Consider the following 25217-nt stretch of genomic DNA (forward strand, 5'->3'; position numbering starts at 1 on the left):
CGCGTGAAGCTCCCCGGGCCGTCGGCGGTGAGCGCCAGCGTGCGCGAGAGCCGTCGCCACCCCGCACACAGGCAAGGTGGCGACGGCTCTCGTTGACCCGGCGGCAGGGCGTGGGCGGCCTCCGGCCCGGTGGGCAGGGACCTAAGCGGCCTTGCCGGTCCCGACCTGTTCGCCCGTTCCCGGCGCCAGCTCGGAACTGTCCCGGAGCGCGAGGCGGACGACTTCGGCGGCGTCGTCGACGAGATGCACGGTGAGGTCGGCGAGGACGCCTTCCGGCACGTCGTCGAGGTCGGGCTCGTTCTTACGCGGCACGATCACCTCGGTGAGTCCGGCCCGGTGCGCGGCCAGCAACTTCTGCTTGACGCCGCCGATCGGTAGCACCCGTCCGGTCAGCGAAACCTCGCCGGTCATGCCGACCTCCGGGCGTACCGGCCGTCCGGACAGCATCGACGCCAGCGCCGCCGTCATCGTCACGCCGGCCGACGGGCCGTCCTTGGGTACAGCACCCGCGGGCACGTGCACGTGGACACGGTGGTCGGCGAGCGCGTCGGTCGGTACGCCGAGTCCGGCGCCCTGCGCCCGCAGGTACGACACGGCGATCTGGGCCGACTCCTTCATCACATCGCCCAGCTGGCCGGTCAACGTGAGACCCGGCTCGCCCGCCATCGTGGCGGCCTCGACGTACAGCACGTCACCGCCGGCACCCGTCACCGCGAGCCCGGTCGCGACACCCGGGGTCGAGCCGTCGCGGGCCGACTCGGGCAGGAACCTCGGCTTGCCGAGGTAGACCTTCACCTCGTCGGCGCCCACGCGGACCGGTGCGCTCGCGCGATCGGTGGCCAGGGCGGTCGCGACCTTGCGGAGGATCTTCGCGATCGCGCGTTCGAGCCCGCGGACCCCGGCCTCCCGGGTGTAGTCGGCCGCGACCGTCCGAAGGGCGGAGTCCTCCACCGCCACGTCGTCGGCAGACAGCGCGGCCCGGTCGAGTGCCTGCGGCAGCAGGTGGTCCCGGGCGATGGCGACCTTCTCGTCCTCGGTGTACCCGTCGAGCGCGACGAGCTCCATCCGGTCCAGCAGCGCTGGCGGGATGGTGTCGGCGACGTTCGCGGTGGCGAGGAACAGGACGTCGGACAGGTCCAGCTCGACCTCGAGGTAGTGGTCACGGAACGTGTGGTTCTGCGCGGGGTCGAGCACCTCGAGCAGGGCGGCCGCGGGGTCGCCCCGGAAGTCGGAGCCGACCTTGTCCACCTCGTCGAGCAGGACGACCGGGTTCATCGAACCGGCCTCCTTGATGGCGCGGACGATACGTCCGGCCATCGCGCCGACGTACGTACGCCGGTGACCGCGGATCTCGGCCTCGTCGCGCACACCGCCGAGCGCCACCCGGACGAACTTCCGCCCGAGCGCGTGCGCCACCGACTCGCCCAGCGAGGTCTTGCCGACGCCGGGCGGGCCGACCAGCGCCAGGACGGCACCGGAGCCCCGGCCCCCGACGGCCTGCAGCCCGCGGGTCGCCCGCCGCGAACGCACGGCGAGGTACTCCACGATCCGGTCCTTCACGTCGTCGAGGCCGGCGTGGTCGGCGTCCAGCACCTCACGGGCGCCGGTGATGTCCGTGGTGTCGTCCGTACGTACGTTCCACGGAAGGTCGAGGATCGTGTCGAGCCAGGTACGGATCCAGCCGACCTCCGGTGACTGTTCGGAGGTGCGTTCCAGCTTGTCGACCTCGCGGAGCGCGGCTTCGCGGACCTTCTCCGGCAGGTCGGCGGCCTCGACGCGCGACCGGTAGTCGTCGGCGCCCTCGGGGTCGTCCTCACCGAGCTCCTTGCGGATGGCCGCGAGCTGCTGGCGCAGGACGTACTCCCGCTGGGTCTTGTCCATCGTGTCCCGCACCTCGTCGCGGATCTTCTCCGTGACCTCCAGCTCGGCCAGATGGGCGCGGGCCCATTCGAGGAGCAGCGTGAGGCGCTCGCGGGTGTCGGGGGTCTCGAGGAGCTGGACCTTCTTGTCGGTCTCGAGCCACGAGGCGTAGCCGGCCGCGTCGGCGAGCTCGCTCGGGTCGTTCATCCGCTGGACGGCGTCGACGACCTGCCAGGCGTCGCGGGCGGTGAGGATCGAGACCAGGACGGACTTGTACTCCCGGGCCAGCTCGCGGGTCGCGTCATCTGGCGTGGGGACGTCGAGAACCTCGGCCTCGACCCACAGGGCCGCGCCGGGTCCGTTGACGCCGACGCCGACCTTCGCGCGCCCGGTGGCGCGGAGGGCGACGGCCGGTTCGCCGGTGGGAAGGCGGCCGACCTGGGCGATCTCGGCGATGGCGCCGACCGCGCCGTACTTCCCGTCGAGGCGGGGTACGACGAGGACCCTGGGCGTCTCATCGGTCGTGTCGCGCTTGCCGGATCCGTTCGATTCGTACGACCTGCCGGATTCGTACGAAGAGTCTGGACGTGAGGCACCGGCCGGCGTGGTGTCACGGGCGGCGAGCCGGGCCGCGTCGACGGCGGCCTGGCGGTCACCGTCGAGCTCCACGGGCACGACCATGCCGGGAAGGACGACGGTGTCGGCCAGGAAGAGCAGGGGGAGTGTCAGCGTGGTCATGTCCATCTCAACTGATTACACGCTTACATGCATTCCCGCATGCGTCGAAGAAATGAGATGGGAACGTTGTCCACAGATGCTCGCCGCGTCTCCACGCAGTAACCCGTCCGGCCGCTAGCGTCATTCCTGGTCACCCGCTCCGCACAAGCCTGGTGACCGATGTCGGGTGGTCGCCGCCTCCTGTCCCTCCGGCGACCACTGACGTTCTGCCGCGGTGACCACGGGTCCCCCACCCGTTCGGGTCCCGTGCGCAGCCACGACGGGGGAAGGGCCCGGCCTCGGCCCTTCCCCCTGGTGCATTGCCACGTGCAAACGAAGGGATCTGGAGGTCCACGATGAACCACCTGCACATCGCTGCCCCGGAAAAGGGCGAAGGCCACCCGGCCCGGCTCGCCGCCTGCCGCCAGGTGTGGCGTTCCGGCCCTGTCGCAATCGCCGTTGTGGCAACCCTCCTGATCAGTTCGCCGGCCATGGCCGATGAGACGCACGTCGGACCCGACCGAAATGTGGCGACGGAGGGCTCCTAGCGTCGGCGCCCCGCCGCTGCTCCCCGTGCTGACCGGTGCGGCCCGGGGTCCTCTTTGCGCAGTAGTGCTGAGTACGACCTGAGTATCCGTACGGATGTCCCTCGACCGGTCCTCCGCCACTCTTGCCCGATGGACATCGAACAACGGCCGGTCCCGGCAGGCCTCGAGGGGAGGGGCAGGGGCTCGACCGTGCAGCGCCCGTCCGGTCAGGGTCCGTCCGGTCAGGGGTCGAACGCCGGAGCGTCCGCCGGCGGCGGTCTGGCGTGGTCCACCGTCTTCACCCTCGGTCCGTATGTCCTGGCGATCCTCGCCCTGCTCGCGTGGTCCTGGCCGAGAGATCAGGTGGGGGGCGGCCAGTGCGAAGGCCTCGGATTCGGCTGCACGCTCACCCAGCGCGACGGGGCTGTGCTGCTCGCGTTCATGTCGGCGCCGTTCGCGGCGCTCGCGACCGGTGTCGCGTGGCTGGTCGTCCTGCTCCTGCAACTCAGCCCTGCTCGGCGCTGGACCGGCGCGGCTCAGGGCGCACTGGCGGCGACCACCGTCCTGGCCGTTTCGGGCGCTGTCGCCGCGGTCGGCCTCTAGATGACGCTTTGTGGGTGTACTTCCGATTGTCGTGGTCTCACGATCGGGGACTCTGGATTCTTCGGAACGTCAGGAATCGGCCCGGAGGCGGGCCTGCCTGATTCTTGGCGACCGTTCGCACCGTGACACCCAAAGCGTGTGTTCGGGATCAGTTGAAGGCCGCCCGGATGGTCCTCAAGAGCGGTGAAAATACGCCCTTACCTCCGCCGGTTAAGCGCCGGATTCCAGAAATGTGAATTGGTCGCACCCGCCAGAGATGCGGCATTCCTCCCAGCTGATCTGTGGCCGCCCTGATCGTCGCCCAATTCTCTTTGCGCTCTTTGTCGAACTTGGCCACAAGTGATGTTCGGCAATGGCTGGGTAGTTCAAGGCGGACACCATTGCGACGTAGATCCGATTGTCAAACCTTTCGGCGTGGCAGAAGACCGGATTTCGTCATTGTGGTGAAGGCATCTACCACGTATCACGTTGGGAGGAAGTCGGGTGATCAAGTCACCATTGGGCAGGTTGCTACGCAGCCTGATCAACCGCAGGACCGTAGGCGTTCACATCGGCGCGGCGGTGGTGCTCGGCGGGCTGGCGGCTCTGTCGGCGCCAGCATCGGCGAGCGTTGCCACCGCCATCGACCCGGGCAGCGCCGCTCGGTCGTTCGCCGCGGATGGTACGCCGCACGATGGCGGGAAGGACCACAAGAAGAAGAACAAGGCTCTCTGTATCGACTCCACCTTTCAAGGCAACGACAAAATCCTCGCCTACGTCCCTGAGAAGGGACAGCTGTGGATATGGAAGGAAAACAGAGGAGCAGGCAGTGTCGACCCGTGGATTCAGTTTGTCGAAACGGCAGACACCGAGCCCACACCTATTCCCGAGAACGTGATCTGCGCGACGGTCGCGGTTCAGGGTAACTCTCTCCACGTCACGATCGTCACCGATGGTCACTCGGTGAAGGACGCCGTGAACAACGCAGCGCAAAGGGTTTGGCAGACGGTCTGCACCGTGAACCCGGATAACGCCGAGTTCCCGTTCGACCCGAATGGCGAGCTGCCGAACGGCGATCCACGCTGCGAGGAGTTCGAGAAGCTCACGCCGCTGCCGGAAAGCAACGAGGCCGCTAACGAGCCTCGTGAGGTGAGCCCGTCGCTGTCCAGCACTGGGCCCAATACCGGAGACGGCGCGTCAGCGTCGGCTTCCGGCGGTGTGGGTCCGACGGCAATGGCCGGCGCTGGGATGCTCGGTCTGGCGTTGACCGCCGGAAGCGTCATGCTGCTTCGCCGGCGTGGCCACGGCACGGCCGAGGCGTAACAAGTGCGGTCGAATCTGCGGCTGGTCCTCCGCCCCCAGCATTGGGGGCGGGGGACCGCCATGGTTTTGCTCGTGCTCATGGCGATCAGTGGCTTCGGCATGGTTGCGGCGGACACTCTCGGGCGACCTGCGCCACCGCCCATACCGGTCACGACCACACCGCCACCGCAGCCGGAGGCGGCGTCCGCAGTACCTAAGCGCGACCGGCCGACGTCGGCCGCGTCCCAGGCGCGGGAGCAGGCGCAGGCTCCTGCGTCCAGTCCGTCGCCGGCACTGCTGGACTCACGATCAGCGCCGACACGCCTGGACATTCCCTCGATCGGCGTCTCCGCGCCGCTCGGTGGGGTCGGTACTGCGAGCAACGGTGCCATCGACGTACCGCCGGCGAACAAGCCGCATCTTGCCGGCTGGTACACGCCCGGCGCCACCCCCGGTCAACCTGGCCGCACCGTGATCGTGGGCCACCTGGACTCCAGGTACAGCGGCGCCGCTGTCTTCTACGACCTCGGGGCCGTGCGTCGCGGCGAGACCGTCACGGTCACCCGCCGCGATGGCATTGCGGTCGTCTACCGTGTCGACGGGGCGTCGATCCAGCCCAAAAACCAGTTCCCGGCGGATCAGATCTACGCACCGAGTGACCGATCCGAACTCCGGTTGATCACCTGCGGTGGCAGCTTCGACAAGAAGACCGGCTGGTCAGACAACATCATCGTGTACGCCCACATGATCTCCTGGCACCGCACACCGGCCACCGGGTGGGAACGCCTCCTGCGTGACTACGCTCCGCCCGGCTAGCGGTGCCTCACGCAGCGCTCGTACACCGCCTCGCAGGGCGCCCCACGCTGGCCGTGCCCCGCCACACACAGGTCCAGCATCTGCCCCAACCCGCACCGCCGGCACCGCCGGCACCGTCGACCGGGACCACGAGGTCGATATCTGAGTAGCGGTCGGCGCGGCCAGCTGCCAGACTTCCGTACGCTTCGACAGCAACGACCCGCTGGTCCCGCCGCAGCAAGGCGCACATGCGCGACGCCAGGGCATCGCGTCTGCGCAGGTCCCTCAGCGTCTCGGGCTGCCGCCTGACCGCCATGGCGTCTCGTACGCCTCCAGAAGGTCGGCCGCCGTGATCCACCGGCGACTGATCCGGTCCACTGTCCACGTTCGGCATTACCATCTAAGTGCCGAACCGGGGAAGGAACTCCATGCCAGGCAATGCCACCTCATCGTCAAGTCACAGCGCCGGCACTCTCAGTCCGCTGCCGCCGCCCATTCCGAAGGGCGGGCGCGGCTACCTGTGGGCCATGATTCTCGTCGGTGCGCTCCTCGCCGTCACCCTCGGCGCCGTCGGTTTCGACTTCTTCAGCGTGCCCGGTGTCGACCCCGTGCGGGCCGGCAGTTGGTACTTCATGATCTCGTTGATGATCATCTTTCCTGCCGCCGTCACCGTGTTTGTCATGAGCTGCGGGGTCGTCGCCATCATGCGTTCCTGCGGTGCTCGGCGGTGGCCGGGTCTCCTCCAGGCGCTCCCGGCCGTCGTGATCATCGTCGGCCTGCTGCTACTCCTCGTCCGCTGGCTCTTCTCCGGCCCTGACCTCGGCTGAGCCCGTTACGCCTTCTGGATCGACGCAGGTCCGGGGTGCCGGCTCGCCAGCATCCGCCCGCCAACCGCCAGCATCCCGCCCGCTTGGCGGCCGCCACTTGGAGGGCATCGGCCCGAACGGGAACAAGGCAGGCGGTTCAGCTCTGCTCGTAGAGCGCGGGTAGCGTCCCGGACCACGCCGCCCGCAGCTCGGCCAGCGAGACATGGAACCGCGCGCCGGTCCCGCCGTCGCCGACCACGAGCGCGGCGTCGTCACCGCCCGCCTCCACGACCCCGATCAGGGTCGACGGCACGCCCCGGGCCGCGCACAGGTCGGCGAACCGTTCCTTGTCCTGCGTACGTACGGCGACAACCGCGCGGGCCGAGGACTCGCTGAACAACGCCACGAACGGACCCAGCTCCGCCGGGAGGGTGAGTCGCGCGCCGAGGCCCGAGGACAGGCAGGACTCCACGACCGCCTGGGCGAGCCCGCCGTCGGACAGGTCGTGCGCCGCCTCGACGACACCGGCCCGACCGGCCTCGATGAGGACGTCGGCGAGGGCGCGTTCGGCGTCGAGGTCCACCGTCGGCGGTGTGCCGCCGAGATGCCCGTGGACGACGTGGGCCCATTCGGACCCGCCGAACTCTTCCCGCGTCGTGCCCAGCAGGTAGATCTCGGCGCCGGGCGTGCGCCAGCCGTGCCGCACGCGCGTAGCCACGTCGTCGATCACGCCGAGCACCCCGACCACCGGGGTCGGCAGGATCGCCTGCTCGCCGGTCTGGTTGTAGAAGCTCACGTTGCCGCCGGTGACGGGCAGCCCGAGCGTGCGGCAGCCGTCGGCGAGACCCTCCGTCGCCTGCGCGAACTGCCACATGACGCCCGGGTCCTCCGGCGAGCCGAAGTTGAGGCAGTCGGTCACCGCAAGGGGCCGGGCGCCAGTGGCGGCGACGTTGCGGTAGGCCTCCGCGAGCGCGAGCTGCGTACCCGCGTAGGGGTCGAGCTTGGCGTAGCGCCCGTTGCAGTCGGTGGCGAGCGCGACCCCGAGGGACGTGTCCTCGCTGACCCGGATCATGCCGGCGTCCTCGGGCTGGGCGAGGACGGTGTTGCCGAGGACGTAGCGGTCGTACTGGTCGGTGACCCACGACCGGTCGCTGAGGTTGGCCGAGGCCACCAGCTGGAGCAGGACCGCGCGGATGTCCTCCTCGAGGACCGGCCGGGCGAGGACGTCGGGGCCGTCGGCCTGCAGGTCGTCCTGCCAGAGCGGGCGGAGTACCGGGCGTTCGTAGACGGGACCCTCGTGCGCGACCGTCCGTGGGGGTACGTCGACGACCGTGTGGCCCTGCCATTCGACGGTCAGCCGGCCGGTGTCCTCGACCTCGCCGATCACCGTGGCGGGCACGTCCCACTTGGCGCAGATCGCGAGGAACTTCTCGACGTCGCCGGGCGCCACCACGGCCATCATGCGTTCCTGCGACTCGCTCATGAGGATCTCCTCGGGAGCGAGCGAGGAGTCGCGGAGGGGTACGCGGTCGAGCCAGACCCGCATCCCGCCCTCACCGGCCGACGCCAGCTCGGACGTCGCGCAGGACAGGCCGGCGCCGCCGAGGTCCTGGATGCCGACGACGACGTCCTCGGCGAAGAGCTCGAGCGTGCACTCGATCAGCAGCTTCTCCATGAACGGGTCGCCGACCTGGACACTCGGCCGCTTGGCAGGGCCGCTGGTGCCGTCGCCCGAGGCCACGTCGAACGTCTCGCTCGCGAGCACCGACACTCCACCGATGCCGTCGCCGCCGGTCTTGGCGCCGTAGAGGATCACCTGGTTACCGACGCCGGAAGCCTTGGCGAGGTGCAGGTCCTCGTGCTTCAGCACTCCGACGCAGAGCGCGTTGACCAGCGGATTTCCGGCGTACGACGGATCGAAGACCACCTCGCCACCCACGTTGGGCAGGCCAAGGCAGTTGCCGTAACCACCGACGCCCGCGACCACGCCGGGCAGGACGCGGTGGGTGTCGGGCGCCTCAGCGGGGCCGAAGCGCAGGCTGTCCATCACCGCGACCGGGCGCGCGCCCATCGCGAGAATGTCGCGGACGATCCCGCCGACGCCGGTGGCCGCACCCTGGTAGGGCTCGACGTAGCTCGGGTGGTTGTGCGACTCGATCTTGAACGTCACCGCGTAGCCCTGGCCGACGTCGACGACACCGGCCTGCTCCCCGATGCCGGCGAGAAGTTTGCCGAGACTCGTCTCGGTAGGCAGTTCGCCGAACTTGCGCAGGTGCACCTTGCTCGACTTGTAGGAGCAGTGCTCGCTCCACATGACGGAGTACATCGCCAGCTCGCAACTCGTCGGGCGGCGGCCGAGGATCTCGCGGATCCGCGCGTACTCCTCGTCTTTCAGACCGAGCTCGCGATACGGCTGTTCGAGGTCCGGGTTGTCCGCGGCGTACTTCACGGTGTCGACGGTCACAGTCACCTGGGGCACTCCGTCCGGACGAGGGGCGATGGGGCGCGTACGACAGGCCCCACGCTATCCAGAACCGCTCCTCCCGCCTCGGGGCGTCCCGTTCCGGCTCGCCTTCCTGCGGAGAGTGACTGCTTCGACCGCCTCGGTGTCCCGCGGGTTCTGGCTGGCATGGCGTCGAGGAAGGTCCTTCATGATCATGAAAGAAAGCGGGTCCATACGCCCCGAAACGCTTCATGATCACGATCATGATCACGGGGAGAGGGCTGGAGCAGGGGGTTGCCGATCGAGCGCTGGCCGGCGGTCTGGCTCGCGATCGTCGTCACGGAGACGTCGCGGGTACGAACTGGCGCAGGAGCGAGGCGAAGAACCCGAGGCCGTCGGTAGTGGGTCCACACAGCTCTTCGACCGCGTGCTCGGGATGCGGCATCAGGCCAACGACGTTGCCCGCCTCGTTGCAGATGCCGGCGATGTCGCGGTAGGAGCCGTTGGGGTTGTCACCGGCATAGCGGACGACGACCTGGCCGCCGGCCTCGATTCGGTCCAGCGTCGCCTCGTCGGCGACGAAGCCACCTTCGCCGTTCTTGATCGGGATGACGATCTCCTGGCCGGCCGAGTACGCCGACGTCCACGCGGTGCCGGCGTTCTCGATCCGCAGCGGCTGGTCGCGGCAGACGAACTTGCGGCGATCGTTGCGGACGAGCGCCCCCGGCAGCAGGTGGGACTCGCACAGGACCTGGAAGCCGTTGCAGATGCCGAGCACCGGCAGCCCGTCCCGGGCGGCCTCGATGATCGGCGTCATGATCGGGGCGAAGCGGGCGATCGCACCGCACCGCAGGTAGTCGCCGTAGGAGAAGCCGCCCGGCAGCACCACCGCGTCGGCGCCGCCGAGGTCGGTGTCGGCGTGCCACAGCGCGACGGCCTCGCCGCCCGCGATCTCCACCGCCCGCCGGGCATCCCGGTCGTCGAGCGAACCGGGGAACGTGACGACGCCGACCCGAGTGCTCATGCGGGTCTCCTTTCGCATGACCGCTGCGGTGCCTCACTCCGGCACACCTCGTTCCTCGGCGTACCTCCGTGGGGGCTCCTCGCGCTCATGCGGGCTCCGCACCGACCGTCTCGACCCGGACCGTGAAGTCCTCGATCACGGTGTTGGCGAGCAGTGTCTCGGCGGCCCGTCGAAGCTCCGCAAGGCGCTCCTCGGTGAGCTCGCCCTCGACCTCGAGTTCGAACCGCTTGCCCTGGCGTACGTCGGAGATGCCGGCGAAGCCCAGCCGGCCCAGTGCTCCGACGACGGCCCGACCCTGCGGGTCGAGGATCGCCTGTTTCGGCATCACATCGACGACGACCCTGGCCACAGTCGCACGCTCCTCACCTGCAGATCTCATGACAAGACGACGTGCCGCCAGCGTATCGAGCCGTGGCCGATGGTCCGTGCGGCGCCACCCGGGCGAACGTCTGGGTTCCCGCGGCGGAGGAGTCGGTAGCCAGTCACAAGGTGCCCCGCCGCCCACCGCCCCGCCGGCACCACCACCACCCGTCCGGCGCCCCTCCGGCGGCCCGGTGTCGGCGAGCCATGTGTCCTGGATACGTAAGCTCCAGATATGCGGATGAGCGAGGGCGTCGAGTGGGCGCTCCACAGCTGCCTGAACCTGGCCTGGGTCGGGCCCGAGCACCGGGTGACTGCCGCGAGGCTGGCCGAGTTCTACGAACTGCCGACGGCGTACCTCAACAAGCAGCTGCAGGCCCTGGCCCGGGCAGGGATCGTGGTCTCGACGTCCGGGCCCCGAGGTGGTTTCCAGCTGGCCCGCGACCTCGACGCGATCACCCTGCTCGACGTGGTGGTCGCGATCGAGGGGCGCGACCCGGCCTTCCGGTGTACCGAGATCCGTCGTCGCGGGCCGGGAAGCGATCCCACCGACGACTACACGGACACCTGCGTGATAGCCCACGCGGTGGGGACCGCGGAGCTCGCCTGGCGTCGCGAACTTGCCCGGCAGACCCTTGCCGACGTACAGACCGACGTGGAACGGAAGGCGCCCGCGGTCCGTGATCGCACCAGGCGGTTGCTGGGTGCCTGAACGCCTGAACGCCTGAACGTCTGAACGCTTGAAGGTCTGAGCGCGCGCCAAGCTTCCGTCAGCGGCGCACACTCACGTCCCGGCTGCGAGGGCGTCGACCTCGAAGGCCATGCCGGGAAGGGCGAGGCCAGCCACGCCGAGGAGGGTCTGCGTGGGCGGGTTCCCACCCCAGATCCGTTCGAGCCGCTCGACCAGGATCCCGAGCTTGTCGGCGTCGAGATCCACGACGTAGGTCCGCAACTGGACGACGTGGCGGAAGTCGAGGTCGACCGCGTCGAGGGCGGTGCCCAGGTTGGCGAGCGACCGGTCCACCTGGGTGCCGAAGTCGTCCGACACGACGTGGCCGTCGGCGTCCGACGCGTACTGCCCCGCGACGACGACCAGGGGCCCGGACACGCTGGCCACATGGCTGTAGCCGAACGGCACCGGGTCGTGCAGGGCGGGAGGGTTGACCAGGGTGTGCGACATCGGCTGTGGGTTCCTCTCTCCGGTGTGAGTGTCGTGGTCCGGCGGATGGGTGGCCTATTCTGGAGTGTACATATCCAGAATGAGGCGGCGTGCGGGGCGGTTCGGTGAGCAGCAGCGGATGACGGGTCCCCTCATCCAGCAGGGCTGCCGCCGCTCCAGGTTTCGCCGGTAAGTCGTTCGTAGGCCTCGACGTAGCGGTCCCGGGTCGCCTCGACGACCTGGGGCGGGATCTCCGGAGCGGGGGGTTCCTTGTTCCAACCACTTGAAGCCGCCCAGTCCCGCACGTACTGCTTGTCGAACGCGAACTGCGCGCGCCCCGGCTGCCACGTCTCCGCCGGCCAGAACCGCGACGAGTCCGGCGTCAGCACCTCGTCGGCGAGGACAAGGCTGCGGTCGGGGCCGGCGAACCCGAGCTCGATCTTGGTGTCGGCGATGATGATGCCCCGCTCGGCGGCGAGGGCGGCGCCCCGCCGGTAGACCTCGACCGTGAGCCGGCGCAACTCCTCCGCGGTGTCGGCACCGACCTTGGCCACCACCTCGTCGTACGTCATGGCGGTGTCGTGCTCACCCACGGGCGCCTTCGTCGTCGGAGTGAAGATCGGCTCGGGCAGCTGGGATCCGTTGACGAGGCCGGCCGGGAGGGAGACGCCGCAGACCGTGCCGGACTTTTCGTACTCCGCCAGGCCTGAACCGGTGAGGTAGCCGCGGGCGACGCACTCGACCGGCACCATCTCCAGGCGGCGGCACCGGATCGCCCGGCCCGCGAACGCGGACGGGACGTCGGTCGCGGAGATGACGTGGTTGGGTACGAGGTCTGCCAAACGCTCGAACCACCACAGCGAGAGAGCGGTGAGGATCCGCCCCTTGTCCGGGATCGGGGTCGGCAGCACGGTGTCGAAGACCGAGATCCGGTCGGAGGCGACGAGGATCAGATCGCCGCGGTCCTCGTAGATGTCGCGGACCTTGCCCGAATAGACGTGCGGGAGGCCGAAGGCCGGCACCGATTCGCTCATACGCCGATCCTTGCAGAGCGCGCCGGCCGCCCGACGCCTGTGTCCGCGACTGCGCCAGCGACCAGCTCAGCCAGGTGGCCGGGGCAGGTCCTACGAGGACGACGCCGACCCCCGCCGGGGCCGACGAATGCGGCGCTTCCGGTCAGCGGCCGCGCCCCCGGTAACCGGCAGTGCCCCCCGTCACGCACGACGCGTCCCCTGGCAACACTCGATGTTACGAGCCGGACCATATCGCCGGCATATCGAAAACCACATACGTGCCGACAACACCACGCTGCCTTGACTGGTCGCATGACTCGAGCCGCACGTGGTACGCCACCCGAGGATGACCGTGCCGTCCCCGACGGCGTGACAGTGTTTGATGACGAGTACTCCTGCGTAGCCAACCTCGCTTCGGATCTTCTCGGTGCCCTCCGCCAAGCCGCGACGGATGCCGCGGACGACGGCGTCACGTTCTACGTCAACAGCGGCTGGCGTTCCACTGACTACCAGAATCAGCTGTTTCGTGAGGCGGTCCTCAAGTACGGCTCCGAGGAGGAAGCCGCTCGATGGGTGGCCACCCCCGACACGTCTGCTCACGTGTCCGGGGACGCGGTCGACATCGGGCCCCCCGACGCCGCGGTGTGGCTGTCCAAGCACGGCGCCGGGTACGGGCTGTGCCAGATCTACCGCAACGAGCCCTGGCACTACGAACTGCGCCCTGAAGCGATCGATCACGGCTGCCCGCCCATGTACGCCGACCCCACGCACGATCCAAGGATGCAGCAGTGACCAGCACGCACGGCATCGAGCCGGTGTCGGGCGTGAGTTTGACCGTCGGGCCGATCAGCGCCGCCGAGCATGTGGCGTTCGTGCGAAAACAGCGGTCGGTCAGCTTCCTGCAGACCCCGGCCTGGGGCCGCGTCAAGACCGAGTGGCGCAGCGAGTCCCTCGGCTGGTACGCCGGCCGGACGTTGGTCGGCGCCGGGCTCGTCCTGCACCGCCCGGTGCCACGGCTCGAGCGCTTCACGCTGGCCTACCTGCCCCAGGGCCCGGCCATCGACTCGCCCGGCGAGATCGACGCGTGGCTCGACCCGCTGGCGGCACATCTCAAGGCAGACGGCGCGTTCGCGATCCGGCTCGGCCCGCCGGTGCGTACGAACACCTGGAGCGCGGCCCAGGTCAAGGAGGGCATCGCCGACCCGGGCATCGAGCGGCTCACCGAGCTGCCCAGTCAGTAGACCGACCCCCTCGGCGCTCGCGTGACCAGCCAGCTCAGGGACGCCGGCTGGCTGCCGCAGTACCCGGAGGACGGATTCGGGGCCGGGCAGCCGCAGTTCACGTATGAGCTTCCACTGCGCCATCCCGACGGGCAGAGCAGGACCGAGGACGACCTGCTCACGGGCATGAACCAGCTGTGGCGCCGCAACATCAAGAAGGCGGCCAAGGAGGGCGTCGAGGTGACGGTCGGCGAGGACCTGAAGGCGTTCCACGACCTCTACGTCCACACTGCCGAGCGCGACCGCTTCACGCCCCGGCCGCTGCGCTACTTCGAGGCCATGTTCGCGGCGATGAGCGCCGAGGACCCCGAGCGGATCGCGCTCTACCTGGCCCGCCACCAGGGCGACCTGGTGGCTGCCGCCATCCTGGTCCGCGTCGGCGGCCACGCGTGGTACTCCTACGGCGCCTCCTCCACCGAAAAGCGCGAGGTGCGCGGCTCCAACGCCTGCCAGTGGGCGATGATCCGCGACTCGTTGGCGGCTGGCTGCGACGTCTATGACCTGCGCGGCATCACGCCCACCCTCGACGCGGACGACCCGCACGTCGGGCTGATCCAGTTCAAGGTCGGCACCGGCGGTCAGGCGGTGAGGTACGTCGGCGAGTGGGACCTGCCGCTGCGGCCGATGGTCTACCGGGCCTTCGACCTCTACATGAGGCGGCGCGGGTCCTTGAAGCGGCGCGGGCGATGAGCTGAATCTCCCTACCCAAATCGTTCCGACCTGGGATGGATATCGCGGTCGGGCAAGCGGAGGCAACGTGACCATGCATGGGTGGAACAGCTGGGTCGGTACGTTCACCGGCGTGGCCTACCTGACGGTGCTCGTACTGCCGATGGCCGCGCTGGCGGTGTGGGCTCTGGCACGCGGGCGGAGTGCCAGCGGCGCCACGTCGGCGTCAGCCTGGCGCACGTCGTTGGCCGAGGTCGGCATCGTCTACGGGACTGTGCCGTGGGTATGGATGACCATGTTGCCGGGCAGCCGGGCCGGCGCCATCCCTGGTCGGGTGAGCCTGGTACCGCTGCGGGACCTGCTCACGATGTCGACGGGCCAGATCGTCGGCAACGTGCTGGTGTTCGCCGCGCTGGGGTTCTTCGCGCCCCTGCGGTTCGCGGCGCTGACGTCGGTACCGCGGATCCTGGCGTTCGCGGCGGGCTGCTCGGTCCTGGTCGAGACCGCTCAGTACGTCCTGCGGCTGGACCGCGTGTCCTCGGTGGACGATGTGCTGCTCAACGCGGCCGGCGCCGGGCTGGCCGCACTGGCGTCGCGCCGCTGGTGGCTCGCCTCAGCGGGCATGCCGTCAGACCGACCTCGATCCGCTCCGGTACCGAGGTCCTGAGCCGTCGGCGCTCTCAGGGTCAGTTGCGCACCCCGCCGAACTCCGCCAGCGCGGCGGCAACCTCGTCGAGACGCGCCCCGCGGGACGCCTTGACGAGCACCACATCGCCGGCGGCGAGGTGGTCGCGCAGCCAGTCGACGGCCGCGTCGTTGCCGGCCAGCGCCACCGCCCGCTCTCCCGCGCCGTCGGCGATCGGCTGGGCGGCCTCGCCGACCGCGACCACCACGTCGGCCCGGGAGGCCGCGTACTCCCCGACGGCGCGGTGCTCGGCCTCGCTGTCGTCGCCGAGTTCGAGCATCGCGCCGAGGACGGCGATGCGGCGCCCGCCCTCGATCGCCGACAGCGCGTCCAGGCCAGCGAGGGTCGATTCGGGGTGGGCGTTGAAGGAGTCGTTGAGCAGGGTCGCGCCGCCCGGGAGGTCGCGTAGCTCCAGGCGCCACTTCGACAGCGAGACGGTGGCCAGTGCCGCCGCGGCCATGCCGAGGGGTACGCCGGCCGCCTGTCCCGCCGCAGCGGCGGCCGACGCGTTGAGCGCCTGGTGGGCGCCCACGAGCGGCAGCGCGACGGGAGCCGAGGTGTCGGCGGTCCGCAGCACGAAGGACGGCCGGGCGAGCCGGTCCAGCGCCAGGTCGAGCACTCGCACGTCGGCGTGCTCCGCCCGGCCGAAGGTCAGCACCGGGCCGTCGGTGAGTGCACGCATCGCGACCACCCGCGGATCGTCGGCGTTGAGGACGGCGGTGCCGCCGGGCGCCAGCCCCTGCACAAGCTCGCCCTTGGCCCTGGCGATGGCCGCGCGCGACCCGAATCTGCCGACGTGGGCCCGGCCGACATTGAGGACGACGGCGATGTCAGGCGAGACCAGCCCAGTGAGCGCGGCGATCTGGCCGATGTGGCGGGCTCCCATCTCGAGGACGAGGAACCGGGTGGCCGCGTCGGCGCGCAGCATGGTGAGTGGCATGCCGAGTTCGTTGTTGAGCGAGCCGATCGTGGCGATCGTCGTCCCGGCGCTCGACAGTACAGCCGCCAGGAGGTCCTTCGTGCTGGTCTTGCCCTGGGAGCCGGTCACCCCGACGACGGTCAGCCCGTCGCGCAGCCGGGCCACGACGTGGGCGGCGAGCGCCTGCAGCGCGGCCTGGGTGTCCGCGACGACGACCGTGGGCAGGGACGTTGGCCGGGAGCCGAGCACGGCCACCGCGCCCGCCCGGCCGGCCTGGCCGGCGTAGTCGTGGCCGTCGACGTACTCGCCGGCGAAGGCGACGAAGAGGCCGCCGGGCTCGGCCTGCCTGCCGTCGAGCACGGCCGGCGCGGTCACCGTCACGGCGTCGTCGCCCTCGACCGTCCCGCCGACGACCGCGGCGATCTCGCCGAGGCTGAGCGGGATCATGCCCGGACGGCGCGTGGGCCGGCGATGCGCAGCGACAGCCGGCCGATCGAGATCACACAGATCGGGAGCAGGCTGACGAGGTAGCGGTTGGAAGAGGCTGCGTCGCTGTAGGTCATGCCTTCCAGTCAAGGCGGTGCGGCATATCGTCGGCATATCGAAAACTCGATACGTGCTGGCAACACCGCACCGCCTTGACTGGCTGGCATGACCTACAGCGAACCAGTACGAACAGCGGCCCGCCGCACCCGATCGCTGGCGTCCACGTCCTCCTCAGCCGGCCAGAAGATGGGGATCACCATCTATGGATGTGGTCAGGACGAGGCCGTACTGTTCCGAGAGTTGGCACCTCGCCTCGGCGTCATGCCGAAGATCACCGAGGCAGCGGTATCCGAGGCCAATATTGATCTGGCATTGGGAAACCGGTGCATCAGCGTGGATCACAAGACTCACGTCACGGACTCCGCCCTTCTCGCACTCAGCCGAGTCGGCGTCACATACATCTCGACACGAAGCATTGGCTACAACCACATCGATGTGGGCTACGCGGCGAGCGTCGGCGTCTCTGTGGAAAACGTCACCTACTCGCCCGACAGCGTGGCTGACTACACGCTGATGCTGATGCTGATGGCGGTGCGACATGCAAAGTCCATGGTCCGCCGCACGGATACGCATGACTACCGACTGAGCGGTGTACGCGGGAGAGAACTACGCGATCTGAGGATCGGCGTCATCGGAACAGGACGCATCGGCGCGGCGGTCATGGACAGGCTGCGGGGTTTTGGCTGTCGAATACTGGCCCATGACACTCATCCCGAGACCGCTGCCGACTACGTACCGCTCGATGAACTGCTGCGGCTGAGCGACCTGGTGACGCTCCATACGCCGCTCACTGCGGAAACACACCACCTCCTGGATCGTCGACGTATCGAGCAGATGAAGCACGGCGCGTTCATCATCAATACCGGACGCGGGGCACTTCTTGACACCGAGGCGCTGGTTCAAGCCTTGGAAAGCGGTCGACTTGGCGGTGCGGGGTTGGATGTGCTCGAAGGAGAGGAAGGAATCTTCTACGCAGACTGCCGAGGCAAACCCATCGAGAGCAAGGCGTTGTTGCGACTCCAGGAGTTGCCGAACGTGCTCATCAGTCCGCACACCGCCTATTACACGGACCACGCTCTGAGGGACACCGTGGAAAACTCCCTCACCAACTGCCTGGAATTCGAAAGCAGGAATCAGCATGGATAGGTTGAAGCTCGGAATCATCTTCGGGGGCGGTTTCGAGGAGCATCCCATCTCCGTCAAGTCTGCGCGAGAAGTCGCCAAGAACCTCGATCTCGCAAAGTATGAACCGTTCTACATCGGGATCACGAAGCGCGGTGCCTGGATGCTCTGCGACGGCCCCGACGGCGGCTGGGAGGACGGCAACTGTCGTTCGGTTGTGCTGTCACCGGACCGGAGCGTCCCTGGGCTGCTCGTGCTGGAGCAGGGGCGGTACGCCACGATCAGCCTGGACGTCGTGCTGCCCGTCCTACACGGCAAGCTCGGCGAAGACGGTGCGATCCAAGGCTTGCTCGAGCTCTCCGGCCTCCCCTACGTGGGCTGCGATGTCCAGAGCTCCGCCGTCTGCATGGACAAGTCCCTCGCCTACATCGTTGCCGGCAGCGCGGGAATCGCCACGCCGAAGTTCTGGACCGTCACGACGAACGACGACCTCGATGCCGACCGGCTCAGCTATCCCGTCTTCGTGAAGCCGGCCCGTTCGGGATCCTCCTTCGGGGTCAGCAAGGTCTCGGGGAAGGAAGAACTGCCGAGTGCGCTGGAAACCGCACGACAGTTCGACTCGAAGGTGTTGATCGAGGAGGCGGTCGTCGGCAGCGAGGTCGGATGTGCCGTCCTGGGGAACGACTCGGAGCTGGCGACAGGTGAGGTGGACCGAGTCTCGCTCTCTCATGGCTTCTTCAAGATCCATCAGGAGGATGATCCCGAAAGCGGATCCGAGAACGCGACCTTCATCGTTCCCGCGGACATTCCGGCCGAGGTGCGTGAGCGTGTTCGGGAGACGGCCAAGGCCATCTATCGCGCCTTGGGTTGCCGGGGACTGGCGCGGGTGGACATGTTCCTCACAGGGGATGGGAAGGTCGTCCTCAACGAGGTCAACACGCTGCCGGGCATGACCTCCTACAGTCGTTATCCGAGGATGATGGCCGCCGCGGGGTTGCCGCTTTCCGACGTGATCGACCGGCTGGTGGCGTTGGCCTTGGCGGGAACCGGGCGATGAAGGACGTCTTTGTCTTCGTCGACGAGGTCGTATCCGGCATTCGCTGGGATGCCAAGTACGCTACCTGGGACAACTTCACCCGCAGGCCGGTGGACGGGTACCTGGCGAATCGAATCGTCGGCACAAGGACCCTGTGTGCGGCCCTGGAGGCAGCGCGTGACAAGGCTGCCTCTCTCGGATTCGGCCTGCTTCTCTGGGATGGTTACCGTCCACAGCGTGCCGTGGACTGCTTTCTGCGGTGGTCGAAGCAACCGGAGGACAGCCGGGCGAAACCGAGGCACCATCCGAACATCGACCGATCCGAGCTGTTCGACCACGGATATGTCGCCGCCAGGTCGGGCCACAGCCGCGGCGGCGCCGTCGACCTGACGCTCTTTGGGCTCGCCACGGGAACCCTCGTCCCCATGGGTGGTGATCATGATCTGATGGATTCGATCTCGCATCACGGGGCAGCGGGGATCGCACCGGCCGAGGCGAGAAATCGTCAGTACCTTCGATCGATCATGTGCGCCTGCGGATTCGATTCGTACGATCGCGAGTGGTGGCACTACGAACTGAAGGACGAACCATATCCGGACACCTATTTCGACTTTCCCATCACTCCTGATCTCGTCGACAAGGGAAGGCATGTAGAGGCGGCTGGCACACCCATGAGAACAACGGCCGACCAATCCTGAGCGGGGAGCGTGGCTGCCGTTCCCCTGAGTACCTGAATCAGCTGTTTCACGATCACTCGGTCGTCGTCCTCACGTGGGAAGCGAGGCCAGCCCGACCTCGGTACGCCAGGCCGCGTGGCGGGCACGGAGGCGTTCGACGATCTCCGGATGCTCGGCGGAGAGGTCGGTGGTCTCGCCGATGTCGTCGCCCAGGTGGGTGAGCCGCTGGCCGACACCGATGTCGGTGTGCTCGCCGCGCCGCAGAGCGTCGGCGTGTGGGCCGGCCGAGGCGTGGTGGAGCTTCCAGTCGCCGAGGCGTACGGCCCACTGGAAGCCGCAGTCCCAGTGCAGCGCCTCGTGCCCAGCTGCCCCGGCGTCGCCTGACGACTTGGTTGTGTCGCCGCGCAGCGCCGGCAGCTGGTCGAGTCCGTCCGTGTGCGCCCAACCTTCCGGGGGTGCGCCGGCCGCGGTCAGCAACGTGGGATAGAGATCGAGGGTGCTGGTCAGTGCGTCGTTCGTACGCCCGCCCGTGATGCCGCCCTCGGGCCACCGCACGAGGTAGGGAACGCGGATACCGCCCTCCCACAACGTGTACTTCGTACCGCGCAAGGGAGTGTTGACACCGAAGTTGCACATCGAACCGCCGTTGTCGGTGGTGTAGACGACGAGCGTGTCGTCGGCGAGTCCGCGCTGGCCGAGCTCGTCGAGCAGCAGCCCGATCTGGGCGTCCATGAGGTCGAGCTGGGCGAGGTAGTACGCCCGACCGTTCGGGAGGTAGGGCGAGATCGCACCGTCGTACCAGTCCACGTACGACGAGATCGCGGGATCCCAGTCCGGGAACTTCGCCAGTCCGCGCCTGGCCAGCTCGTCGTCCGGCAGCTGGAAGCAGAAGTTGTGCACGGCGTTGAACGCCAGCATCAGGAAGAACGGCTCATCCTCGTGCCTGGTAACGAAGTCCCGTGCTCGGCGGCCGAGCTCCGCGGTGAGGAAGCCCTCCAGCTCGCACTCCTCGTCACCGTCAAGAAGAGGTTGCACCGCCATGGTGCGGGACGCTTCCGGCCCGTAGCTCTCCACGGCCGCGCGGGAATGGCGCAGGTAGTTGAGCCGGCCCACCTGCTTGCCAGCAAGGCCGTAGTAGCTCTCGGCGAACCCATGGTGTGGCGGACATGCGCGGTCGCCCTTGTCCTCGCGCCCGTAGTGGACCTTGCCGAGGTAGCCGGTCGCGTAGCCGGCGTCACGGAGGCGTTCGGCGAGCGAGGGCAGGTGGTCGGGAAACGCACTGGAGTCGAACCACTGGGCGCCCCACCGCTGCTGGTACTGCCCGCCGATCAGGCCGGCGCGGGACGGGCTGCAGATCGGTGCCGTGACGTACGCCTGCGTGCACGAGACCCCTTCGGCGGCCAGCCGATCGAGGGAGGGCGTACGCACGTCGGGGTCGATACCGAGCGCGCCACGGTCGGCGTACCCGTGGTCGTCGGAGACGATCAGGACGATGTTCGGCTTCCGTGGGGTCGCTGCCATACCAGCCATCCTGGTCGCCGATCGACCGCGAGGACAGGGGTACCTCCGCGCACGTGACCGCTCCTGGCCGATGACCAGGCCACGCCGCAGGAGAGTGGGACGGGGTGGCGACGGGCTCTCAGAGGATGGAGTCCGGGGTATACGACGAGGCCTCCGGATAGCGCTCGACCACGGTCCGCACCCGGCGCACGACCTCACTCACCTGCGCCAGAGCCGCACCGGTGAACGTCAGGGGATCGTTGACAAGGCCGCCCAGCTCGTCCCGGCTGAGGCCCAGGCGTTCGTCGGCGGCGAGCCGGTCGAGCAGGTCGTTGCGTTCGGCGCCCTTCTCCCGCATCGCCAGCGCGACGGCGACAGCGTGTTCCTTGATGACCTCGTGTGCGGTCTCACGCCCGACGCCGCGCCGGACCGCCGCCATCAGCACCTTGGTTGTCGCGAGGAACGGGAGGTATCTGTCAAGCTCGCGTTGCGCCACCGCGGGGAACGCACCGAACTCCTCCAGCACCGTGAGGAACGTCTGGAACAGCCCGTCGGTGGCGAAGAACGCGTCCGGCAGGGCCACCCGGCGGACCACCGAACACGAGACGTCGCCTTCGTTCCACTGGTCGCCGGCCAGCTCGCCGACCATCGACAGGTAGCCGCGAACGACGACCGCGAGGCCGTTGATGCGTTCGGCCGAACGGGTGTTCATCTTGTGCGGCATGGCGGACGAACCGACCTGGCCGGGCTGGAATCCTTCGGTGACGAGTTCGTTGCCGGCCATCAACCGGATCGAGGTCGCCAGGTTGGAGGGGGCGGCCGTCGCCTGGACGAGGGCGGACAGGACGTCGAAGTCGAGCGAGCGCGGGTAGACCTGGCCGACGCTGGTGAGAACACGGGTGAAGCCCAGGTGTGCGGCGACGCGGTCTTCGAGATCGGCGAGCTTCTCCGCCGACCCGTCCAGCAGGTCGAGCTGGTCCTGGGCGGTGCCGACCGGGCCCTTGATGCCACGCAGCGGATAGCGCGCCAGCAGGTCCTCGATGCGTTCGAGGGCGACGAGCAGCTCGTCGGCGATCGACGCGAACCTCTTGCCCAGCGTCGTGGCCTGGGCGGCGACGTTGTGGCTGCGGCCGGCGATCACCAGTTCGGCGTGTTCGGCGGCCCGCGCGGCGAGCCGTGCCAGCGCGGCGACAATGCGGTCGCGGACGAGCTCGAGGGAGGCGCGGACCTGGAGCTGCTCGACGTTCTCGGTGAGGTCGCGACTGGTCATGCCCTTGTGGATGTGCTCGTGACCTGCGAGGGCGCAGAACTCCTCGATGCGTGCCTTGACGTCGTGGCGGGTGCGGCGCTCCCGCTCGCGGATCGAGTCGAGATCGACCTGGCTGGCTACTCGTTCGTACGCCTCGATCACGCCGTCGGGCACCGGGACACCGAGGTCGCGTTGCGCCCGGAGCACGGCGATCCAGAGTCGGCGTTCGAGAATCACCTTGTGGGCCGGCGACCACAGCTCCACCAGGGGGGCGGAGGCGTAGCGGGCGGCGAGGACGTCGGGGATCACCGGTGGCGGCACGTACCCCATTCTCCCGCAGGCCGCCCGCCGGTCGCGGTCCCGCCCCGGATCACCCCTCGCGCCCTCGGTTCCCCGAAGGCGTCGACCCCCGTGATCATGATCGTGATCATGAAAGTTTGCGGGCGTATAGCCGCCTTTCCTTCATGATCATGGAAACCGCCGCGCAGAGCTCGGACGCGTCGCTGGACGCCGCCAAGCGGGTGTGCCTGGTAGTACGGTCGGGGCGTGATCCGGGTGCTGCTGGCGGACGACGAGGCGATGATGCGGGCCGGCGTCAGGGCCATCCTGGCCGCCGCACCTGACATCGACGTGGTCGCCGACGCCGGCAACGGGCGCGAGGCCGTCGAGGCCGCTCGGGTGCACCGGCCCGACGTCGCCCTGCTGGACATCCGGATGCCCGTGCTCGACGGGCTCAGTGCGGCGGCAGAGTTGCGCAGGGTCGTCCCGGACACCGCGGTGATCATGCTGACCACCTTCTCCGAGGACGAGTACATCGGGGCGGCGCTCGAGAGCGGCGTGAGCGGATTCCTGCTGAAGGCGGGTGATCCGTACGAACTCATGGCCGCGGTGCGGGCGGCATACGGCGGTGCGTCGTACCTCTCGCCGAAGGTCGCGCACCGGGTCATCCAGCTGGTCAACGACGGCCAGGTGACCCGGCGTACGGCGGCGAAGGAACGCCTCGACAGGCTGACGCCGCGTGAGCGCGAGGTGTTGGCCCTCCTGGGCGCAGGACTGTCGAACGCCGAGATCGGTCAGCGGCTGTTCCTGACCGAGGGGACGGTCAAGGCCTACGTCAGTACGTTGCTGGCCCGGCTGGAGCTGAAGAACCGGGTCCAGGCGGCGGTGCTTGCCCATGAGGCCGGCCTGGTAGGGGACTCCGAGGGCGAGTAGGGCTCAGACGTCCCGGGTGCGCAGGGCCCAGACTCCCGCGGCGATCGTGACCGTCGCCCAGGCCGCGAGGACCAGCGCGTACTCCCAGTCCCCGGACATGAGCCGCCACCCCGCGGGCGCGGGCGTGTAGTCCGCGATCGTGGCAATGACCGGAGCGCCCAGCCGCTCGGACACGAGCACCATGACCTCGGGGACGACGAGGAGCAGGAGGACGAGGATCGCCAGACCGCCGGCCGTCCGGCGGACGAGGGTGCCGATGCCGAGTGCGAGCACGCCGAGTAGGGACAGGTAGACGCCCATGGTCACGATGCTGGTGAGGTGGGTCGAGTCGAGGGCGCCCAGCTCGCCGAACCGTACGGCGGCGACACCGACGCCCAGGACCGCGACCCCGGTGCCGACGAGCAGGACCGTGGACCCCACGACGAGGGCCTTGGCCAGCATGACGCGGGTGCGCGAGGGCGTACACGCGCACGTGACGGTGATGCTCCGCGTGGCGAACTCCCCAGTGATGGCGAGCATCGCGAACGCCGCGAGCGTGTACTGCAGGAAGTTGGAGAGGGCCGCCGTGGCCACGGAGACCGCGAGGACGGTGGCAGGATCACTGTCGTCGGATTCCAGCATGGCGACGAGCGCCATGATGGCGGCGGAGCCGCCGACGAACCACCACGTGGAACGCAGTGAGCGCAGCTTGATCCACTCGGCGGCCGCGGTCGAGGCCACGGTGGCGGCCGGCGGAAGGGACGTGGTCGTCATGCTTCGGCTCCGTACTCGATGCTGTCGGCGGTCAGGTTCATGTAGGACTCCTCGAGAGTCGGCTCGACCGGACTGAGCTCGTAGAGCATGAGCCCGAGCTCGTGGGCCAGCGCACCGACCTGCTCGGGATGGACACCGGTGACGGTGAGCTCGTCAGGCCCTGACCAGCGGGCGTCGTCCAGCGCGTCAGCGAGCGCGTGGAGCTGGGGTCCGCGCACCTTCGTCCCGGTGCCGGTGAGCAGGTTCGCCATCGGCTCGTCCGCGATCAGGCGACCCTTGCCGAGCACGACAAGCCGGTCGGCCGTCTGCTCCACCTCGCTCATCAGGTGCGAGGAGATGAAGACGGTGCGTCCTTCAGCCGCCAGTGACCTCAGCAGAGTCCGGATCCAGCGCACGCCGTCGGGGTCCAGGCCGTTGACGGGCTCGTCGAGCATGAGGATCTGCGGATCACCGAGGAGGGCGCCCGCGATACCGAGCCGGTGACTCATCCCCAGCGAGTAGGTGCCGGCGCGCCGCCGCCCGGCTTCCGTCATCCCGGTCAGGGCCAGCACCTGGTCCACCCGGGACGCGGGGATGCGCTGGCTCCGGGCCATCGCCCGAAGATGGTCGCGGCCAGAGCGGGCGGGATGGACGGCCTTGGCGTCCAGCAACGCGCCGATGGTACGCAGGGGCTGGTCGAGTTCGGCGTACCGGCGTCCACAGACCAGCGCCGTCCCGGCCGTCGGAGCGTCGAGGCCGAGGATCAAGCGCATCGTGGTGGACTTGCCGGCGCCGTTGGGGCCGAGGAACCCCGTGACCGTCCCGGGTGTGAGCTCGAGCGTCAGTCCGTCGACGGCAGTCTTGGCGCCGTAGCGCTTGGTGAGGTCTCTCAGGCTTATCACGCTCGCGAACCTACGGATCGTCGGCTGCCCCCGACTGCGCACGATCGTCAGTGAGCCGTACTGTCGTTCGTCAGCTCTTTCCGCCGGTCGTGCCCCGTAG

General features: G+C 68.9%; 23 protein-coding genes and 1 pseudogene. 12 read left to right on the top strand and 12 right to left on the bottom strand.

Features of this window, described 5'->3' with window-relative positions; translation table 11 throughout:
* Positions 1–141: 141 nt before the first annotated feature.
* Positions 142–2598 carry an endopeptidase La gene (gene lon, locus ABN028_RS08025; RefSeq protein ID WP_349696148.1) on the bottom strand — a complete coding sequence of 819 codons (2457 nt, stop codon included), beginning with the start codon at positions 2596–2598 and terminating at the stop codon, positions 142–144.
* Positions 2599–3254: 656 nt separating this feature from the next.
* On the opposite strand from lon, the gene ABN028_RS08030 reads away from it, so the two are divergent.
* From ABN028_RS08030 to ABN028_RS08040, 3 genes are all read left to right on the top strand, one after another.
* Positions 3255–3707 (top strand): hypothetical protein, encoded by a 453-nt coding sequence (locus tag ABN028_RS08030; RefSeq protein ID WP_349328313.1) that lies wholly within the window; start codon positions 3255–3257, stop codon positions 3705–3707.
* A gap of 483 nt (positions 3708–4190) precedes the next feature.
* Positions 4191–5009, top strand: coding sequence for a hypothetical protein (locus tag ABN028_RS08035; RefSeq protein WP_349696149.1), 819 nt, complete (start codon positions 4191–4193; stop codon positions 5007–5009).
* A 78-nt stretch (positions 5010–5087) separates the two neighbouring features.
* Complete coding sequence (locus tag ABN028_RS08040; protein ID WP_349696150.1) at positions 5088–5804, top strand: class F sortase; 717 nt, start codon at positions 5088–5090, stop codon at positions 5802–5804.
* Between the two features lie 7 nt (positions 5805–5811).
* On the opposite strand, the gene ABN028_RS35295 is transcribed toward ABN028_RS08040, so the two are convergent.
* Positions 5812–6183: a nucleotidyltransferase domain-containing protein gene (locus ABN028_RS35295; protein WP_502879170.1), complete on the bottom strand. Its 372-nt coding sequence runs from the start codon at positions 6181–6183 to the stop codon at positions 5812–5814.
* A 28-nt stretch (positions 6184–6211) separates the two neighbouring features.
* On the opposite strand from ABN028_RS35295, the gene ABN028_RS08045 reads away from it, so the two are divergent.
* Positions 6212–6610: a hypothetical protein gene (locus ABN028_RS08045; RefSeq protein ID WP_349328310.1), complete on the top strand. Its 399-nt coding sequence runs from the start codon at positions 6212–6214 to the stop codon at positions 6608–6610.
* 136 nt (positions 6611–6746) lie between these two features.
* Here the strand turns inward: ABN028_RS08045 and purL are convergent, their stop codons facing one another.
* The 3 genes from purL to purS all read right to left on the bottom strand — a co-directional run bounded on the left by purL (position 6747) and on the right by purS (position 10405).
* The gene (purL, locus tag ABN028_RS08050; RefSeq protein ID WP_349696200.1) at positions 6747–9053 is read right to left on the bottom strand and encodes a phosphoribosylformylglycinamidine synthase subunit PurL; all 2307 of its coding nucleotides are present in this window, start codon (positions 9051–9053) and stop codon (positions 6747–6749) included.
* Between the two features lie 316 nt (positions 9054–9369).
* Complete coding sequence (gene purQ, locus ABN028_RS08055; protein WP_349696151.1) at positions 9370–10056, bottom strand: phosphoribosylformylglycinamidine synthase subunit PurQ; 687 nt, start codon at positions 10054–10056, stop codon at positions 9370–9372.
* Positions 10057–10141: 85 nt separating this feature from the next.
* Positions 10142–10405 (bottom strand): phosphoribosylformylglycinamidine synthase subunit PurS, encoded by a 264-nt coding sequence (gene purS / locus ABN028_RS08060; protein ID WP_349328308.1) that lies wholly within the window; start codon positions 10403–10405, stop codon positions 10142–10144.
* A gap of 246 nt (positions 10406–10651) precedes the next feature.
* On the opposite strand from purS, the gene ABN028_RS08065 reads away from it, so the two are divergent.
* Complete coding sequence (locus tag ABN028_RS08065; RefSeq protein ID WP_349696152.1) at positions 10652–11128, top strand: RrF2 family transcriptional regulator; 477 nt, start codon at positions 10652–10654, stop codon at positions 11126–11128.
* Between the two features lie 72 nt (positions 11129–11200).
* Here ABN028_RS08065 and ABN028_RS08070 read toward each other — a convergent pair whose 3' ends face one another.
* Together ABN028_RS08070 and ABN028_RS08075 are read right to left on the bottom strand one after the other, a co-directional pair.
* Positions 11201–11596: a RidA family protein gene (locus tag ABN028_RS08070; protein ID WP_349328306.1), complete on the bottom strand. Its 396-nt coding sequence runs from the start codon at positions 11594–11596 to the stop codon at positions 11201–11203.
* A gap of 131 nt (positions 11597–11727) precedes the next feature.
* Positions 11728–12609, bottom strand: coding sequence for a phosphoribosylaminoimidazolesuccinocarboxamide synthase (locus ABN028_RS08075; protein WP_349696153.1), 882 nt, complete (start codon positions 12607–12609; stop codon positions 11728–11730).
* Between the two features lie 291 nt (positions 12610–12900).
* Between ABN028_RS08075 and ABN028_RS08080 the strand changes: the two genes are divergently transcribed.
* From ABN028_RS08080 to ABN028_RS08090, 3 genes and pseudogenes are all read left to right on the top strand, one after another.
* On the top strand, positions 12901–13380 hold the full coding sequence (locus tag ABN028_RS08080; RefSeq protein ID WP_349696154.1) for a M15 family metallopeptidase: 480 nt from the start codon (positions 12901–12903) through the stop codon (positions 13378–13380).
* Between the two features lie 32 nt (positions 13381–13412).
* Positions 13413–14558 (top strand): annotated as a pseudogene (locus tag ABN028_RS08085) (lipid II:glycine glycyltransferase FemX).
* 73 nt (positions 14559–14631) lie between these two features.
* Positions 14632–15204 (top strand): VanZ family protein, encoded by a 573-nt coding sequence (locus ABN028_RS08090; RefSeq protein WP_349696201.1) that lies wholly within the window; start codon positions 14632–14634, stop codon positions 15202–15204.
* A 19-nt stretch (positions 15205–15223) separates the two neighbouring features.
* On the opposite strand, the gene ABN028_RS08095 is transcribed toward ABN028_RS08090, so the two are convergent.
* Positions 15224–16588, bottom strand: coding sequence for a UDP-N-acetylmuramoyl-tripeptide--D-alanyl-D-alanine ligase (locus tag ABN028_RS08095; protein WP_349696155.1), 1365 nt, complete (start codon positions 16586–16588; stop codon positions 15224–15226).
* Between the two features lie 285 nt (positions 16589–16873).
* On the opposite strand from ABN028_RS08095, the gene vanH reads away from it, so the two are divergent.
* The 3 genes from vanH to vanX are packed head-to-tail and all read left to right on the top strand — an operon-like array spanning position 16874 to position 19543.
* Positions 16874–17833, top strand: coding sequence for a D-lactate dehydrogenase VanH (vanH, locus tag ABN028_RS08100; RefSeq protein WP_349696202.1), 960 nt, complete (start codon positions 16874–16876; stop codon positions 17831–17833).
* A complete protein-coding gene (gene vanA / locus ABN028_RS08105; RefSeq protein WP_349696156.1) occupies positions 17826–18866 on the top strand; it encodes a D-alanine--(R)-lactate ligase in 1041 nt (346 codons plus the stop codon). Before vanH ends, vanA begins: the two co-directional genes overlap by 8 nt.
* Positions 18863–19543 (top strand): D-Ala-D-Ala dipeptidase VanX, encoded by a 681-nt coding sequence (gene vanX, locus ABN028_RS08110; protein WP_349696157.1) that lies wholly within the window; start codon positions 18863–18865, stop codon positions 19541–19543. Before vanA ends, vanX begins: the two co-directional genes overlap by 4 nt.
* A 69-nt stretch (positions 19544–19612) precedes the next feature.
* Here the strand turns inward: vanX and ABN028_RS08115 are convergent, their stop codons facing one another.
* A complete protein-coding gene (locus tag ABN028_RS08115) occupies positions 19613–21043 on the bottom strand; it encodes a sulfatase family protein (protein WP_349328300.1) in 1431 nt (476 codons plus the stop codon).
* 118 nt (positions 21044–21161) lie between these two features.
* Positions 21162–22601 carry an adenylosuccinate lyase gene (gene purB / locus ABN028_RS08120; protein ID WP_349696158.1) on the bottom strand — a complete coding sequence of 480 codons (1440 nt, stop codon included), beginning with the start codon at positions 22599–22601 and terminating at the stop codon, positions 21162–21164.
* A gap of 216 nt (positions 22602–22817) precedes the next feature.
* Here purB and ABN028_RS08125 point away from each other — a divergent pair, with 216 nt between their 5' ends.
* Positions 22818–23483, top strand: coding sequence for a response regulator (locus ABN028_RS08125; protein WP_349696159.1), 666 nt, complete (start codon positions 22818–22820; stop codon positions 23481–23483).
* A gap of 3 nt (positions 23484–23486) precedes the next feature.
* Here the strand turns inward: ABN028_RS08125 and ABN028_RS08130 are convergent, their stop codons facing one another.
* Complete coding sequence (locus ABN028_RS08130) at positions 23487–24236, bottom strand: hypothetical protein (protein WP_349696160.1); 750 nt, start codon at positions 24234–24236, stop codon at positions 23487–23489.
* Positions 24233–25117: an ABC transporter ATP-binding protein gene (locus ABN028_RS08135; RefSeq protein WP_349328296.1), complete on the bottom strand. Its 885-nt coding sequence runs from the start codon at positions 25115–25117 to the stop codon at positions 24233–24235. Before ABN028_RS08135 ends, ABN028_RS08130 begins: the two co-directional genes overlap by 4 nt.
* Positions 25118–25217 lie beyond the last annotated feature (100 nt).

It is taken from the genome of Actinopolymorpha sp. B17G11 (genome assembly GCF_040196095.1).
Lineage (GTDB): Bacteria > Actinomycetota > Actinomycetes > Propionibacteriales > Actinopolymorphaceae > Thermasporomyces.

Bases quoted from the DNA above. Each gene is read 5' to 3' on its own strand.
- ABN028_RS08130 (WP_349696160.1), bottom strand. From the start codon at position 24,236: ATGACGACCACGTCCCTTCCGCCGGCCGCCACCGTGGCCTCGACCGCG.
- vanA (WP_349696156.1), top strand. From the start codon at position 17,826: ATGGATAGGTTGAAGCTCGGAATCATCTTCGGGGGCGGTTTCGAGGAG.
- ABN028_RS35295 (WP_502879170.1), bottom strand. From the start codon at position 6,183: ATGGTAATGCCGAACGTGGACAGTGGACCGGATCAGTCGCCGGTGGAT.
- ABN028_RS08070 (WP_349328306.1), bottom strand. From the start codon at position 11,596: ATGTCGCACACCCTGGTCAACCCTCCCGCCCTGCACGACCCGGTGCCG.
- lon (WP_349696148.1), bottom strand. From the start codon at position 2,598: ATGACCACGCTGACACTCCCCCTGCTCTTCCTGGCCGACACCGTCGTC.
- purB (WP_349696158.1), bottom strand. From the start codon at position 22,601: ATGGGGTACGTGCCGCCACCGGTGATCCCCGACGTCCTCGCCGCCCGC.
- ABN028_RS08095 (WP_349696155.1), bottom strand. From the start codon at position 16,588: ATGATCCCGCTCAGCCTCGGCGAGATCGCCGCGGTCGTCGGCGGGACG.
- ABN028_RS08090 (WP_349696201.1), top strand. From the start codon at position 14,632: ATGCATGGGTGGAACAGCTGGGTCGGTACGTTCACCGGCGTGGCCTAC.
- ABN028_RS08075 (WP_349696153.1), bottom strand. From the start codon at position 12,609: ATGAGCGAATCGGTGCCGGCCTTCGGCCTCCCGCACGTCTATTCGGGC.
- ABN028_RS08030 (WP_349328313.1), top strand. From the start codon at position 3,255: ATGGACATCGAACAACGGCCGGTCCCGGCAGGCCTCGAGGGGAGGGGC.
- ABN028_RS08065 (WP_349696152.1), top strand. From the start codon at position 10,652: ATGCGGATGAGCGAGGGCGTCGAGTGGGCGCTCCACAGCTGCCTGAAC.
- ABN028_RS08040 (WP_349696150.1), top strand. From the start codon at position 5,088: ATGGCGATCAGTGGCTTCGGCATGGTTGCGGCGGACACTCTCGGGCGA.
- purQ (WP_349696151.1), bottom strand. From the start codon at position 10,056: ATGAGCACTCGGGTCGGCGTCGTCACGTTCCCCGGTTCGCTCGACGAC.
- ABN028_RS08115 (WP_349328300.1), bottom strand. From the start codon at position 21,043: ATGGCAGCGACCCCACGGAAGCCGAACATCGTCCTGATCGTCTCCGAC.
- vanH (WP_349696202.1), top strand. From the start codon at position 16,874: ATGGGGATCACCATCTATGGATGTGGTCAGGACGAGGCCGTACTGTTC.
- ABN028_RS08045 (WP_349328310.1), top strand. From the start codon at position 6,212: ATGCCAGGCAATGCCACCTCATCGTCAAGTCACAGCGCCGGCACTCTC.
- vanX (WP_349696157.1), top strand. From the start codon at position 18,863: ATGAAGGACGTCTTTGTCTTCGTCGACGAGGTCGTATCCGGCATTCGC.
- ABN028_RS08080 (WP_349696154.1), top strand. From the start codon at position 12,901: ATGACTCGAGCCGCACGTGGTACGCCACCCGAGGATGACCGTGCCGTC.